Annotated in this window: 11 protein-coding genes and 1 pseudogene; 2 read left to right on the top strand and 10 right to left on the bottom strand. The window is 64.9% G+C overall.

Annotation, left to right across the window (positions count from 1 at the left end):
- Positions 1-717: 717 nt before the first annotated feature.
- Both BM009_RS09930 and BM009_RS09925 read right to left on the bottom strand, forming a co-directional pair.
- The gene (locus tag BM009_RS09930) at positions 718-1,914 is read right to left on the bottom strand and encodes an MFS transporter (protein WP_093295752.1); all 1,197 of its coding nucleotides are present in this window, start codon (positions 1,912-1,914) and stop codon (positions 718-720) included.
- On the bottom strand, positions 1,911-2,945 hold the full coding sequence (locus BM009_RS09925; protein ID WP_093295751.1) for an aldo/keto reductase: 1,035 nt from the start codon (positions 2,943-2,945) through the stop codon (positions 1,911-1,913). The genes BM009_RS09930 and BM009_RS09925 overlap by 4 nt, the downstream gene beginning before the upstream one ends.
- An 86-nt stretch (positions 2,946-3,031) precedes the next feature.
- On the opposite strand from BM009_RS09925, the gene BM009_RS09920 reads away from it, so the two are divergent.
- Entirely contained in the window at positions 3,032-3,937 is a 906-nt protein-coding gene (locus BM009_RS09920) for a LysR family transcriptional regulator (protein WP_093295750.1), read from the top strand.
- Positions 3,938-3,961: 24 nt separating this feature from the next.
- Here BM009_RS09920 and BM009_RS09915 read toward each other — a convergent pair whose 3' ends face one another.
- From BM009_RS09915 to BM009_RS09895, 5 genes are read right to left on the bottom strand one after another with little or no spacing between them, the layout of a single operon-like run.
- The gene (locus tag BM009_RS09915; RefSeq protein WP_093295748.1) at positions 3,962-5,053 is read right to left on the bottom strand and encodes a hypothetical protein; all 1,092 of its coding nucleotides are present in this window, start codon (positions 5,051-5,053) and stop codon (positions 3,962-3,964) included.
- 22 nt (positions 5,054-5,075) lie between these two features.
- The gene (locus BM009_RS09910) at positions 5,076-6,239 is read right to left on the bottom strand and encodes a zinc-dependent alcohol dehydrogenase (RefSeq protein ID WP_093295747.1); all 1,164 of its coding nucleotides are present in this window, start codon (positions 6,237-6,239) and stop codon (positions 5,076-5,078) included.
- 10 nt (positions 6,240-6,249) lie between these two features.
- Positions 6,250-6,765: an SRPBCC family protein gene (locus tag BM009_RS09905; protein ID WP_093295745.1), complete on the bottom strand. Its 516-nt coding sequence runs from the start codon at positions 6,763-6,765 to the stop codon at positions 6,250-6,252.
- On the bottom strand, positions 6,762-7,349 hold the full coding sequence (locus tag BM009_RS09900; RefSeq protein ID WP_093295744.1) for a hypothetical protein: 588 nt from the start codon (positions 7,347-7,349) through the stop codon (positions 6,762-6,764). Before BM009_RS09900 ends, BM009_RS09905 begins: the two co-directional genes overlap by 4 nt.
- Before the next feature lie 11 nt (positions 7,350-7,360).
- Positions 7,361-8,536 (bottom strand): zinc-dependent alcohol dehydrogenase, encoded by a 1,176-nt coding sequence (locus BM009_RS09895; RefSeq protein WP_093295742.1) that lies wholly within the window; start codon positions 8,534-8,536, stop codon positions 7,361-7,363.
- Between the two features lie 133 nt (positions 8,537-8,669).
- Here BM009_RS09895 and BM009_RS09890 point away from each other — a divergent pair, with 133 nt between their 5' ends.
- The gene (locus BM009_RS09890; RefSeq protein ID WP_093295741.1) at positions 8,670-10,514 is read left to right on the top strand and encodes a PAS domain S-box protein; all 1,845 of its coding nucleotides are present in this window, start codon (positions 8,670-8,672) and stop codon (positions 10,512-10,514) included.
- 110 nt (positions 10,515-10,624) lie between these two features.
- On the opposite strand, the pseudogene BM009_RS09885 reads toward BM009_RS09890, so the two are convergent.
- The 3 genes and pseudogenes from BM009_RS09885 to BM009_RS22205 form a co-directional block, all read right to left on the bottom strand.
- Positions 10,625-11,258 (bottom strand): annotated as a pseudogene (locus BM009_RS09885) (tyrosine-type recombinase/integrase).
- 801 nt (positions 11,259-12,059) lie between these two features.
- Positions 12,060-13,157 (bottom strand): hypothetical protein, encoded by a 1,098-nt coding sequence (locus BM009_RS09880; protein ID WP_139216590.1) that lies wholly within the window; start codon positions 13,155-13,157, stop codon positions 12,060-12,062.
- A 501-nt stretch (positions 13,158-13,658) separates the two neighbouring features.
- A complete protein-coding gene (locus BM009_RS22205; protein WP_139216589.1) occupies positions 13,659-13,838 on the bottom strand; it encodes a hypothetical protein in 180 nt (59 codons plus the stop codon).
- Between the last annotated feature and the right edge of the window lie 449 nt (positions 13,839-14,287).

The following is a 14,287-nucleotide window of genomic DNA, read 5'->3' as shown; positions in this document are numbered from 1 at the left end:
AGCTCCGGCGCTTCGGCGCTGGAGCTTTTTCTGAAGTTGCGACGCGCAACCGTCCTCCAGCTGCGATGATCGGGCGAAACGGTGGTCGCGCAGACCGTCGGGCCATAGCGCAAAGCGGGCTAAACGGACCAGAGTAGAAGTCGGGCGAGCCGCTGTGCGGTCGCATCAATGGCTTCGGTCGCCTGAATTTTTCCATCGCCCGGCAGTTCTCTGGTTTCGCGACGTCGGTAGACAATCTACCCGGCTTTGCCATCGCCAGTATTTGGCACGACCGGACCACCAATCATCCAGTACTAAGCTGGCTGCTTGACAGGCTCGCTGCACTGGTATGAAATCCCGCTCAACGTAGAAAAGACCAAGTTCAAATTCTTACAACACGATCTTCTCGGGGTTTTGGCAAACGGCAGCTCTCGGCTGATCCCGCCGTTAGGCGAGACCAGTGCGGATTTGGGAAATGTCCCAAATCACGTCGATCTCGCTCCCGGCATCTCCCGACCAGAATGCGCCGTTCCCCGCCTCCTTTACGATGGCAGTTCCTGACAACAGCTGCCATTGCTATTCCCTCCATTTGCCCTGGGAGCAGCGCGCTCAATCTGGATCGTTAGAAATGTTGTCGAACGATCCCGAAACAGTCGTTGTTCATATGCTGCTCGCGAGTATCACGCTGGCATTCTCGCCAAGCGGCGCCCAACGTCACTGGCGAGGAAGTCTTGAACGTCATCCCTTCTCAGCGACGGCTAGAGAATCGCGTTGCCAGTCGGGTTGCTGCACAGCTTTACCTCGGCTGGTCGTCCATAGCGCCACCAGCCCCAACAGCGACGTCGCGGCGGCTGCCAGTGCCACCGCCGGATAGCCGAGCCCCGCGGCGATCACGCCGCCCCCCAGTGCCGCACCGAAGGCATTGCCGAGGTTAAACGCGCCAATATTGACCGCGGAGGCGAGGTTGGGCGCGTCCGCTGCCGCGGTCATCACCCGCACCTGCAGCGGCGGCACCAGCGCGAAGCTCGCCACACCCCACAGGAAGATCAGCACCGCGCTCGGGCCCGCCTGTGGCATCAGCAGGGCGAAGGCGACCAGGATGGCGGACAGGCCGGCCAGCGTGATCAGCAAGGTCCGGTCGACGGAGCGATCGGCGAAGCGGCCGCCCAGCCAGTTGCCCGCGGTCAGCCCCAGCCCATAGAGCACCAGCATCGCGGTGATGAAGCCCAGCGACGCATGCGTCGCGTCGCGCAGGATCGGCGTGATGTAAGTGAACACGGTGAACATCGCGCTCGATCCGACTACGGTGAGCGCCAGCGCGCCCAGCACCTGCTTGCGGGTGAGCACCCGCAGCTCTGCGCGCACGTTGCCCCCCTCGGGCGCAGGAAGTGCGGGCAGGGTCAGGCGCAGTGCCGCCATCGTCAGCACGCCGAGGCCGGCGACGCCCCAGAAGGACGCGCGCCAGCCGAGATGCTCGCCCGCCCAAGTGGCGAGCGGCACGCCCACCACGTTTGCGATGGTCAGCCCCATGAACATCGAGGCGACCGCGCTGGCCCGGCGCTCGGGCGCCACCAGCCCCGCCGCCACGACCGATCCGACGCCAAAAAAGGCGCCGTGGTTGAACGAGGTGAGCACGCGGGCGACGAGCAGCATCGCGTAGCTGTCGGACACCGCCGCGAGCAGGTTGCCCGCGGTGAAGATGCCCGCGAGGCCGATCAGCAGCATCCGCCGCGGCACCCGTCCGGTGGTCAGCGTCATCAGCGGTGCGCCGATCATCACGCCCAGTGCATAGGCGCTGATCAGCAGCCCTGCCGCGGGGATGGATACCTGCAGATCCTTCGCGATGACAGGCAGCAGCCCCATCGGCGCGAATTCGGTGACGCCGATTCCGAAGGCACCGACCGCGAGGGCCAGCAGGCCAAGCTGGTTCTTCATGCGAGCCTCGGTGCCAGGCGGGCAAAGCCCTCCTGCTGGCGATAGGGGGTGTGCGGATAGGGCGGCAGCACCTCGCTGGCGCGATCGAGCGTGGCGATCTGCTCCGCGCTCAGCGCCCAGCCGACGGCGCCGAGATTCTGGCGCAGCTGCGCTTCGTCGCGCGCGCCGATGATCACCGAAGACACGGTCGGGCGCTGCAGCAACCAGTTGATCGCGATCTGCGGCACGGTCTTGCCGGTCTCGGCGGCGATCGCTTCCAGCGCATCGACGACACGGTAGAGATGCTCGGCCTCGACGGGCGGCGCGAACTGCTCAGTCGCATGCAGGCGGCTGCCTTCCGGGATCGAGCGATCGCGGCCGATCTTGCCGGTCAGCCGGCCCCAGCCGAGCGGGCTCCACACCAGCGCGCCTACGCCCTGGTCCGCCGCCAGCGGCATCAGGTCGGCCTCATAGGCGCGACCGATCAGCGAGTAATAGACCTGGTGCGCGACGAGCCGTGGCCAGCCATGGCGCTCCGCCACCGCCTGCGCCTTCATCACCTGCCAGCCGGGATAGTTGGACACGCCGGCATAGCGCACCTTGCCGGAAGCGATCAGCAGGTCGAAGGTGCCCATCACTTCCTCGGTGGGCGTGGAGGCGTCGAAGGCGTGCAGCTGGAGCAGGTCGATATGGTCGGTGCCCAGCCGGCGCAGCGCATCCTCGACGGCGCGGATCAGGCGCGCGCGCGAGGCACCCCAGTCCTGCGGGCCGTCGCCCATCGGCAGCCCGGTCTTGGTCGAGACGAGCACCGCGTCGCGGCGGCCGCGGATCGCCGCGCCCAGGATTTCCTCCGATGCGCCGCCCGAATAGACGTCGGCGGTATCGAACAGCGTCACGCCGGCATCGAGGCAGATGTCGATCAGCCGCCGTGCCTCGGTCGCATCGCTCTGCCCCCAGGCGCTGAACAACGGCCCCTGGCCGCCGAAGGTGCCTGCGCCGAAGCTGAGCGCGGGCACCCGCAGCCCCGATCGTCCCAATTGCCGATATTCCATGATCACCGTCCTGTTGCTTGGTCCGGGCAAAGATGGACGGCCTGGCAGCGGCGGTGTAGCTGGGGCCAACGCGAAGGATTTGTGCAATGGACGCAAAGCTGAGCGGCGGCAGCGACCGGGCGCATGCGCTGGCGCTGTTCGCTGCGGTGATCGAGCAGGGCAGCTTCTCGGCTGCGGCGCGGCATTTGGGCATGAGCCCATCGGCGGTGGCGCGCGCGGTCGACCGGATCGAGGCGCGGCTGGGCGTGCGCCTGTTGCTGCGCTCCACCCGGGCGCTCTCGCTCACCGCCGAGGGCCGCGCCTATCTGCAGGCGGCGCGGCGCATCCTCGCCGATCTCGACGATGCGGAGCAGCAGATTGCCGACCAGGGAAGCCCACGCGGGCGGTTGCGGGTCAGCGCGGCGCTGTCGCACGGACGGCTGTGCGTGGTGCCGCTGCTCGGCACGTTCGCCGCGCTCTACCCCGATATCCTGATCGACATCGCGCTGACCGATACGCTGGTCGACATCGCTGCGGGGCAGGCCGATGTCGCGGTGCGGTTCGGACCGCTGCCGGACAGTTCGCTTACCGCCCGCAAGATCGGCGAGACCCGGCGGGTGATCGTCGCCGCCCCCGACTATCTCACCCGCCACGGAACGCCCCGGGTGCCCGAGGACCTGTTCGCCCATAATTGCCTGAACTTCAGCTTCCGCCGTTCCGAACCCGTCTGGCCGTTTCGGCGCGATGGTCACGACTTCGCGCTATCGGTGCGCGGCGGGTTCGAGGCCAATAATGGCGAGACGCTGGGGCAGCTCGCGGCGATCGGGGTCGGCATCGCCCGGGTGGGCGCCTTCAGCGTGGCGGAGGAGATCGCGAACGGCACGCTCGTGCCGCTCCTCGAAGCGTTCAACCCGGGCGATGTCGAACAGATTCACGCGGTGTTCGTCGGCGGGCCCAATGTGCCTGCGCGCGTGCGGGTATTTGTGGACTTTCTGGCCGCCAACCTTCGCTAGGCTTTCGGGACATGTGCCCGCGCATCAGGGCTCCGGCCGGTGCCGGGCTTCGACGGAACGCCGATCCACCTCTGCCATGGCGTAGCCGAGCGTCGGCGCCACGCGCCGGATCCGCGGCTCCCAGCGGTGGCGTTCGGCCAGATACCCGTCGATTGTATCGGCATCGACGACGATGCCGGCGCTCCGCAGCGTTTGGACGGCCGCGAGAAAGCTCTGGCGCAGCCGCCAGGTCTCTGCGACGTCTTCTGGAGAGCCCTTAACGGTCGGGAAATTGGCGTCGAGCGTCTCGATCAGCATGTCCGCCCCCATCGCCACCGAGCGGACGGCGGCTGAGGCCCGGAGGCTGCCGTATCGGTGGGGATCGAGCGCGGTGTCGATCAGCGTGATCAGGTCGAGCAGGACAAAGCTGAACCGCGACACGGCATAGCGCGGCTCCTCGAAGCGGAAGTAATAGAGCAGCGGATAGAAATGATGCGCCTCCTTGGTCGCCGCGATCGAGCGGGCGAGATTGGCCAATTCGCTGGTCGCGTCGTCCATCTTGCCGCCGGGCATGAGGCGGGCGAGCATCACCGCCGCGTCGCCGGTACCGCCGGTCATCAGGTCGGTGGTCAGCGCCAGCGCGTTGCGCTCGCGCAGCCCCGAATAAACCTGGACGAGATAGCTCAGCACCAGCGACAGTACCGACGCGCCGATCAGCGAGTTCATCAGGAACAGCAGTCGCGTGCCCGTGCTGTGCGGGGCATAGTTGCCCCCGCCGACGATCGACAGGCTGTTTCCCGCAACGAGCAATGCCGTGACGAAATCCCTCGGCGTCTCCCCGCTGGACGGGCGAATGGCGGTGCCGAGCTCCGGCTGGATGACCAGCGCCGCGCCCAGCGTGAGACCCAGCGCCCAGAAGCCGATCAGCGACACGACAATCAGTGGTCCGGCCATCGACAGGATCGTGCCGCGGCGCCTGCCGGCGCGCTTGGCGACGCCGCGAAGCACCGCCCACACCATGCGATTCCAGAGCGGCGCGAGCAGCCCCGTGCCCGCCCGGGCATAAAGCACGGTTAGGAAGATGTCGGCGAGGAACAGGAGGGTCAGCGCCGCGCCTAGGATCTGCTCGATCAGCATCGCTGGGAAGCCTTCCGGGGCCTCAAGGCATGAAGACGGCGCGCAGGCAGCCATCCTCCTTGTGCTTGAACATGTGATAGCCCCTGGCGCTGTCCTCGAGCGAGAAGCGATGCGTGGCGAGCGCGGCCGGGGTGAGCTCGCCGCGCAGCGCGTGTTCGAGCAGGCGCGGCACATAGGCCTGGCCGTGTTGCTGCGCCGTCCGCACGGTGACGCCCTTGTTCATCAGGACCCCGAGCGGAAACTTGTCCATCAGCCCATAGACGCCGAGGATCGACAGCGTGCCGCCCTTGCGCACCGCGAGCATCGCCTGGCGCAGCGCCGTGCCGCGATCGGTTTCCAGATAGAGCGCCTGCTTCACCCGGTCATAGGCGTGCTGCAGCCCGGTGCCGCTCGCCTCCATGCCGACCGCGTCGATGCACGCATCGGGTCCGCGGCCGCCGGTCAGTTCCTTCAGCGCCTCGAGGACGTCCACCTGGGTGAAGTCGAGCGGGGTGGCGCCGAACGCCGCCGCTTGGGCGAGCCGCTCGGGATATTGGTCGATTGCGATCACGCGTTCGGCACCGAGGATCATCGCGCTTTGCTGCGCCATCAGGCCGACTCCGCCGCAGCCCCAGACCGCAACCACGTCGCCGCGCTGGATGTCGCAGAAGTCGGCGCCCATGAAGCCGGTCGGGGCGGCATCCGAGATGAAGAGGGCGTCCTCGTCGGCGAGACCGTCGGGCACGACGAAACAATCGGTATCGGCGAAGGGCACGCGGACATATTCGGCATGGCTGCCGGCATAGCCACCAAAGGCATGCGAATAGGCGTAGATGCCCGCCGTCGGGTAGCCGAGCAGCGGCTCCTGCAGTTCGGGCTTGGGGTGGCTGGTGTCGCACAGCGAGTAGAGATCGTGTTGGCAATACCAGCACTGTCCGCAGGCGATGAAGGAAGGCACGACGACGCGGTCGCCCCGCTTCACCTTGGTCACCGCGCGCCCGACGTCGACGATCTCGCCCATGAACTCATGGCCCAGCACGTCGCCCTCGCGCATGGTCGGGATCAGGCCGTCGATGAGGTGCAGGTCCGATCCGCAGGTGGTGGAAAGGCGAACCTTGAGGATCACGTCGCTCGGGTTGAGGATTTCGGGGTCGGCGACGGTCTCGACGCGGAGATCGTTGACTCCGTTCCAGCAGAGTGCGCGCATCGGCCTGCTCCTAGTGGTCGGCCCCGCCCTTGCGGGCGGCGGGCTGCGGGTCGGTCGTGGGGATCTCGCCGGTGAGCGCGAGCGCGCGGAACTTGTAGAGCGCGTGGGCGACGATCTCGGCCGGGACGATGTGGAAGAGCTTGCTGACCGCCTCGCCGAGCAGGCCGCCCGGCGGATCGAAACGCACGTTCAGATGCAGTTCGGTGCCGCGATCGCCCGGCGCGGGACGGAAGGACAGGTCGCCGGTGTTCGGCACGTCGGCGCCCTCCAGCGACGACCAGCGGATTGCGTCCGGCCCGCTGTCCACGACTTCCGTCCGCCATCGATAGTCGCCGCCCGCCGGGCCATGGGCGCGCCAGTCGGCGGTGCGGTCGTCGAGCGCGACCACATCCGCAAAATGTGACCAGATCTGTACCTGCGTCTGGGGGTCCAGCCAGAGCGCGCGCAATTCCTCGGCCGGCCGGCCGATCGTCACGGCGCCGCGCGCCGCGGCATCGAGCCGCGTATCGGCGGCCGCGGCGTTCATGCGGGAAGCGCCGGCAGCGCATCCGCCACCGTCCCCTCGGCGCGATAGTCCTCCGGGATGTCGAAGTCCTTTCGGGCCAGACCGCGCGACGCGGTCGCACCGCGCGGCAGCCCCGAGCGATCGGAATAGTCGCGGTCGCTGCTCGCCTCGCGCTTGTGGGCGGCCTTCACCCCCGCCAGTGCGGCGAGATCGAGCAGCGTGATGCCCGCCACGAGCGCCGTGGCAATCGCCGCGTTGCGACGCTTGGGATTGTCCTTGTGCAGTGCCGTCGCCAGCGTGCCAAGGTCCAGCGCATCGCCGCCGATCCGCGCCGCGAGCCCCACAGGCTTGTCGATCGAGAGCGTCGGGATGGCGCTGGCCAGCTCACGCGCGCCATAGGCACGGATCAGGCCCTGCTTGTCCTCCAGCCCCAGGGTGCGGGCGATGCGGCCGGGTGCCACGAGTTCGGTGACCCCGAGCCCGATCGAGAACCAGCCGAGCGCGCGGGCGAGCCGGTCGGCACCGGTCAGCGAACTGGGGCCCTTGTGCTCGATCTTGGGATCGCCTTCCGAACGCGCGCTCCCGGTGAGATTGGTGAGGGACATGGGTGCCTCCTTCAGGGCTGGAGCATGACTTTGACGCAGCCATCCGCCTTGTCGCGGAAGGTCGCGTACATCTCGGGACCGCGGGAGAGATCGACCTTGTGGGTGATCACGAAGGACGGATCGATCTGCCCGTCCTCGATCCGCCGCAGCAGGTCGCCGGTCCAGCGGGGCACGTGTGCCTGGGCCATGCGGAAGGTGAGGCCCTTGTTCATCGCCTGGCCCATGGGGATCTTGTCGACCAAACCCAGATAGACGCCGATGATCGAGATGACGCCGCCCGGGCGGCAGACATAAATCATCTCGCGCAGCACGTGCGGCCGGTCGTTCTCCGCCATCAGCATCTGCTTGGCGCGATCGAGCAGCGTATCGGGCTGGCCGAGATTGACATGGCTTTCGGTGCCGACCGCGTCGATGCACTTGTGCGGCCCCTTGCCGTCGGTGAGCTCGTTCAGCCACTCGACGACGCTCTCGGTCTCGAAGTTGATGGTGATCGCGCCCGCGGCGGCGGCCATCGACAAGCGTTCCGGAAGATGATCGATCGCGACCACCTGCTCGGCACCGAGCAGGATGGCCGAGCGTATCGTCATCTGCCCGACCGGCCCGCAGCCCCAGACGGCGACCGTGTCGCCCGGCTGGATGTCGGCCTGCACCGCCGCCTGCCAGCCGGTCGGCAGGATGTCCGAGAGGAACAGCAGCTTCTCGTCGTCGATGCCGTCGGGCACCTTGATGTGCGTGGTGTCGGCGAAGGGCACGCGGAGATATTCGGCCTGGCCGCCGGGATAGCCGCCGGTGAGATGGGTATAGCCGAACAGCCCGGCGGTCGCATGGCCGAACGCCTTGTCGCCCAGTTCCTTCTTGCGGTTGGTGCGCTCGCACACCGAGAAGTTGCCGCGGCGGCACTGGTCGCATTCGCCGCACTGGATGGTGAACGGGATCACCACGCGGTCGCCCTTCTTCAACGCGCCCTTTGCGCCGCTGCCGACCTCGACGACCTCGCCCATCGTCTCATGGCCCATGATGTCGCCGGGCAGCATCGCGGGAACGAGATTGTGGAAGAGATGCAGGTCCGAGCCGCAAATCGCACAACTCGTAACCTTTATTATGGCGTCGCGCGGGTCTTCGATCGAAGGGTCGGACACCGTGTCGTATCGGATGTCCTCCTTGCCGTGCCAGACTAGGGCTTTCATGCCGGTCTCCTCGGTTGGATGTCCCCGACCTAGGTTTCGCCTTGCCGCAGGCACATACGGGCGATGCCTAGGGAACTCTCCCCGCTGAGGGGCACTTGCCGGCTGCACCGGCAAGGACCGAGGAGAAGCCGGCGTGGCGCTGGAAAAGACCCGATCGGTGGAGGCGCAACCCAACCAAGAGCGCGCGTTCGCCGCGGAAGAAGCGCTGGCGCACCATGCCCGTTTCCTCGAAGCGAGTCTCTCCGCCATTCCGGACTATGTTTACGCCTTCGATCGAGAGCGGCGGTTCGTCTACGCGAACCGGGCGATGCTGGCGCTGTTCGGGCTCAGCGCCGAGACGATGCTGGGCAAGACGTTCGCGGAACTCGACTATCCGCAGGATCTGGCCACGGTGCTCAACGGGCACATCGATCAGATCTTCGCCGAGGGCGTGACCGTCCAGAACGAGGTCTTCTTCCGCAGCCCCACGGGCCAGGCCGCCTATTTTACCTATCTCTGGGGACCGGTGCGCGACGCAGCAGGCGCGGTCGAACTCGTCGTCGGAGTCTCGCGCGACACCAGCGAGCGACGGGCCTTCGAGGAATCGCTGCGCACCAGCGAGGCACGCCTGCGTGCCGCGACCGAACTGGTCGGCATCGGCATCTATGCCTGGGATCCGCTGACCGGCGCGCTAGAATGGGACGATCGGCTCCGGACGATGTGGGGCCTGCCACCGGGCGCAGCGACCGACAGCGCCGTCTTCGAGGCGGGCATTCATCCCGAGGACCGCGCGCGTGTGCAGGAGGCGATCGCGCGCTGTGTCGATCCCGCGGGCGACGGCAGCTATTCGATCGAATATCGGGTGATCGGGCGGGACGACGGCGTGACACGTCATATCGCCACGTCCGGGCGGGCGAGCTTTGCGGACGGCAGGGCCGTCGGCTTTATCGGCGCGGCAGTCGATGTGACGCAGCAGCGCGCTGCCGAAGCGGCGATACGCGCGAGCGAAGCGCGGTTTCGCGGCTTTGCCGACAACAGCACCAACCTGATCTGGATCGGCGATCCCGCCGCCGGTACCATCACCTATCGCAGCGCCGCCTATGCGCGGATCTGGGGGATGCCGTGCGCGGAGGCGCCGAACGACCTCGCGATCTGGATGCAGGACGTGCATCCCGAGGATCGCCAACAGGTCGAGCACGCGCTGGCAGCAGTCGCGGCCGGTGAGGTCGTGCAGTTCGAATATCGTCTCATCCGCCCGCGGGACGGTGCGGTGCGCCGGCTGCGCGATACGAGCTTCCCGATCCTCGATAGCGCGGGCGCGGTTACGCAGATCGGCGGCATCACCGAGGACCTGACCGTGAAGGAGGTGCGCCACATCTACATCGTGAACGGCAAGGCGGCGGACGCACGCAGGCTGACCGGCTGGGTGCGCGGACTTGGCTATCGCGCGCAAAGTTTCGCCAGCGCGGCGGCGTTTCTGGTCTTGGCGCCGGCACTTGCTCCGGGATGCGTGCTCATCGATCTGCGTCGCAAGCGCGACGAGGGGCTGTCGGTGCCCCGCGAGTTGCGCGCACGATCCATCAGCCTGCCGACGATCGCGCTCGACATTGCTGACGCCGATGTAAGCTGCGCCGTCGCCGCGATGAAGGCAGGCGCGGTCGATTACCTCCCCATCGGGGACGAAGCCGCACTCAAGACCGCGTTGGCGGACGCGATCGCCGCATGCCAAGGCACCGCGCGTGCCACCTCCCGCGACGAGAGCGCGGCGGCCCGCATCGCCAGGCTGACGCCGAGAGAACGCGAGGTGCTCCTCGGGCTTATTGACGGGGGTACGAACAAGATCATCGCGCAGACGCTCGGCATTAGCCCCCGCACGGTCGAACTGCATCGCGCGCAGCTGATGCACCGATTGGACGCGAGCAGCCTGACCGAGGTCCTGCAGCTCGCTTTGGCGGCGGGGCTGTCTCCTTCTGTGGGGCACCAAGGGAAGCCCGTGTAGGGGTCGCCGGCTTCCGGCAAGAACGGCCTTTCAACACGATTGGTGGGAAGGGCGGGGAAGTCCTGAGCGCCGTGATGTCGGCCCCTCGCCAAAGGCGAGGAGCCGATCGATCAAATCTCGGTATTTTCGGCAAGGGCGAGCGCGTCTTCCACGTCGATCCCGAGATAGCGCACCGTGTTTCTTGATCTTGCTATGACCGAGGAGGAGCTGAACGGCGCGCAGGTTGCCGGTAGCTCGGTAGATGATCGAAGGCTTCGTCCGGCGAAGCGAATGCGTTCCATACTCGCTTTGCATCAGCCCGACTCCGGTCACCCATTCATCGACGAGCCGGGCATACTGGCGAGTACTGAGATGCCCGTCGTGATCAACCCTGCTGGGAAATACATGGTCGTTGACCGTGCCGCCCCGCCGCTCGAGCCAAGCCAGCAGGCTGGCCCGCGCGTCCGAAAGCAGCTCGAATTGTACAGGCCGGCCCGTTTTCTGCTGCATCACGATCGCCCGCGTTCGGATCTGGCCGCCGCTGACAAGGTCGCCGATCTTCATCTGCACCAGGTCGCAGCCCCGGAGCTTGCTGTCGATCGCCAGGTCGAACAGCGCCCGATCCCGCAAACGGCGCCGCTGATTGAGATAGAATCGAATTTCCCAAATCTGTTTCGGCTTTAGGGCGCGTTTCGCGCCGACAGTTCTTCCCGCGTTCCAGACCGAGCGCCTGGCGGCGGTGGATTCCGTTTCAAGCTTTTCCATGATCGCTCTCCGATGGCCAGATTGGCCGGCTGAAGAACGCTTTGGGATCGCTGAGCAGGGATCGCCTCGGGGGCGCCTGGCGACCAACTTAAGCCGTTCACATCGGAGGGCGGGAGCGACCGCTCGGGCCGAAAGCGGCCATTGGCGGCTCCAATCCCATGATCGGCGGCATTGCCCGGGAATCGATTTTCCGCACTGACGGCTCCCGCCCACTTGCGGGCACTAGCGGTACGCAAATCGATGCCGTAGCAAACTGGCTATGCAAGATGGTTATTATGGCCCGACGCGAGACGCCGTAGCTACAATCAATCGCCTGCTGGCACTCCCTGCGATGGGCGACGAGCAGGACTGGGAAATTCAACTAGCCGACCCGAGTAAGATTGAAGGCATGTTAAGTTATTCGCCGATTGCTCGCTCGGCTTGAACGAGCGGTCCGCAGTCGCGTTGCTTCTGACGCACACCTTGGACGAGCTTTGGGATGATGATGAGGGCACATCCGATTTGGAGCCTCGCCTTCACACACTCCTAGCTTCCGATCGCGAGGTACTCGATCGGATGCGATTCTATTGGAGTCACTTACAGGCGAGCGAAGCAATTCAAAGGGTATTGGCTTAAAGTCCGCTTGCCACCAGAATGCGAGATTCGGCACCGACGGCTGCCGACCAAAACACGCCGTTCAGATGATCATCGGCAAATGTCACGTTCTGACGAAAGTTGACCTTTGGGTCAGTCGAACCGGCCCGTTACAAACCTGCCCCGCGCTGCCGAAGCCTGCTGTGCGACTCACGAACTCTCTCAAAGCTATTTGCCAACAAGCCGCCGAAATTCCGCATCGTCCCTCAGCAAGGCGAGATCGTCATCGGTGCTTTCGGGATCACTGATAGCCCAAAGGCGCGAACGATAGGCCTTGTCGATCTTTACCGCGCGGCGGGCGGCATCGAGAGCATTGTCTCTTGCCGACTGACGCTCGTTTGATCCCTCTAGCGTGTTATGCATTTTCTGCCCGAATGCAGCGGCAAGATAGAACCAGTATTCGGCCCGTCGGGTGATCGAAGAGCGTGAAAGTTCGGCCGACATTTGTATAACGCGAAGATAGCCGCGCGGCTCATAAAGAAGCTCGAACATTACTTCGAGAGCATCATCAGCAGTGAGCGTCCGCGCGGTGGCCGCGTGCTCGAAGGTTGCTGCTGTGACTGAGTCTTGCAACGAGGGAGTCTGTTCAGATGGTTGCGCTTCGCCTGCAGGTAGCGGGCCTGCTTTCGAAGCATCTGCAGAGGCATCAGCTGCCAATACGGCTGATGCAGCATCATCTCGCGCCTCACGCACGGCGACCCTAATCGCTGCCGCTGCGCGTCCGCTGAGCATCTCCTCGCTTTCCTTAAAGAAGCCCACGAGGACCAGTCTAGTCATCAGGTACATGAACAGAAAGCCGCTGGCGGCCCCAAGAACAAGAACGAAGGGTCCGACAGCCGGGATCACACCAGCGCTTGGCCGCCCTGCGACCATGTAAACCTTGGCAGTTTCTGCAAGGAAGAAGCGAAATTGGACCAGGAGTCCGTTGAAGTTGGTCAGCTGACTCAGACCCACTCCAACCAGCATTGTGCTCAGCCAATCCGAAATCCGTTCAAGGTTCGTGTTGGTGCCAAGTACCCTCGCTCGGACACCTTCCACCTGGGAAGTTTCGCGCTTATTCGAAAGCACCCTAGGAACGGCAAAGATGAACCCAACTAGAGCTCCTGCCGTGGCTGCAGAAAGAAAAATCAACCCGCATATGCCTATTGCCCCGGTGCTGCCGGTTGCCTGCGACGCAGTGACCGAGGCAGCAAACAACGCAACCAGTAAAATAAGCGCTGCGAATGCCCAAGCTCCGAAACCGAGATCCTCGTCGTCACCGCCCATATCTCCTCCTTATGAACCCGACTATTATACCAGAAGAGCTTCAGTTAGAGCCAATCAAGCGACAGATGATTCGAAACCATCTTGTGGATCTCTCCGGCTTACGGTTTCTCAACAGTTGCGGCCGCAATTCCAATTCGTTCTAACAGTGATTGAGTGTCGAGTCTTAGCCTAGTGTGCCATGCGTCGTCAGACTTGTGAACGGAAATCTTTCTGCACGACTGCCCGGCAGTAGGCGGCCACTTCAAGACAGTCAGTGTTGTCGATGAGAGCAGCGCCTCTTGCTGAAACCCGCCATTCGCGTCGCGTAAACCAGCCCGTCGGCTGTGCGTCTCGATTGTGGGCGTTCAGCTCGGCTCGGTAGTGTCCCAAAACACACGGCTAGCCGCCTCTCGCTCCAGCCCAATAAAGCTGCCCAAAGCGCAAACGCCGTTATCCTTCGGCAATCCGTCACGCACTTCCAAGCATCCGCTTGACAAGCATCTCTGTGCAATGCCGGCGATATCACTTCGCCGTTTTCAATGCCTCCTCCACTGCGTCAGCGGCGGCGGTAAGATCGTTGACGATTGTCCGCCCGTCGATACGCACAGGTGAGATGCCGAAGCCACGCAGCCGTTCGGATATCGCCGCATCCTTCTTTTGCTTCGCGCCGGACCGGTGGTAACGTCCGCCGTCGCAAAACACGGCGACGCGTTGATCGGGAAAAACAGGTCAGCCTCCGTCACCGCGGCATGTGACCATCGAAACTCGATATCACCCTAGAGATCGTAGAATGACGGGTAAGTTCCGCCATTCTCCATGATCAGCATCTGTAGTTGGGGATGGTATCCGCGCCGAGCCAGCTCCTGGATGAGAAAGAGTTTGATCGGAGAGTCGGCACCCCAGATGCGGCGCGGCCGGAGATTCTTGAACGGGGCGAACAACAGCTTGCGACGGTGCTTGGCTTAGCGTGCCCAGGCATCGCCCTGAGGAAGGCCGATGGCAGGCGCCAGCACGTTATGTTCATCATAACTGGTGGCTAGAAAGTAATAGCCGATGACCAGACCAAGTTCGTCTAGATGGCCTTTCCCCTCGGCGAGGCCCGGCGCGCCCATCCCAAATAGTCCGTAGCTGCCCTTATCAATGAGTTGATT

The sequence above is a fragment of the Sphingomonas sp. NFR04 genome (assembly GCF_900114095.1).
Classification (GTDB): domain Bacteria; phylum Pseudomonadota; class Alphaproteobacteria; order Sphingomonadales; family Sphingomonadaceae; genus Sphingomonas.
The sequence above is the reverse complement of the archived record's forward strand: the minus strand, read 5'-3'. Positions and strand labels throughout refer to the sequence as shown.

Coding starts and splice junctions, on each gene's coding strand:
- BM009_RS09915 (WP_093295748.1), bottom strand. CDS start 5,053: ATGCTGATCGAGCAGATCCTAGGCGCGGCGCTGACCCTCCTGTTCCTC.
- BM009_RS09920 (WP_093295750.1), top strand. CDS start 3,032: ATGGACGCAAAGCTGAGCGGCGGCAGCGACCGGGCGCATGCGCTGGCG.
- BM009_RS09905 (WP_093295745.1), bottom strand. CDS start 6,765: ATGAACGCCGCGGCCGCCGATACGCGGCTCGATGCCGCGGCGCGCGGC.
- BM009_RS09880 (WP_139216590.1), bottom strand. CDS start 13,157: ATGGGCGGTGACGACGAGGATCTCGGTTTCGGAGCTTGGGCATTCGCA.
- BM009_RS09930 (WP_093295752.1), bottom strand. CDS start 1,914: ATGAAGAACCAGCTTGGCCTGCTGGCCCTCGCGGTCGGTGCCTTCGGA.
- BM009_RS09895 (WP_093295742.1), bottom strand. CDS start 8,536: ATGAAAGCCCTAGTCTGGCACGGCAAGGAGGACATCCGATACGACACG.
- BM009_RS09910 (WP_093295747.1), bottom strand. CDS start 6,239: ATGCGCGCACTCTGCTGGAACGGAGTCAACGATCTCCGCGTCGAGACC.
- BM009_RS09925 (WP_093295751.1), bottom strand. CDS start 2,945: ATGGAATATCGGCAATTGGGACGATCGGGGCTGCGGGTGCCCGCGCTC.
- BM009_RS09900 (WP_093295744.1), bottom strand. CDS start 7,349: ATGTCCCTCACCAATCTCACCGGGAGCGCGCGTTCGGAAGGCGATCCC.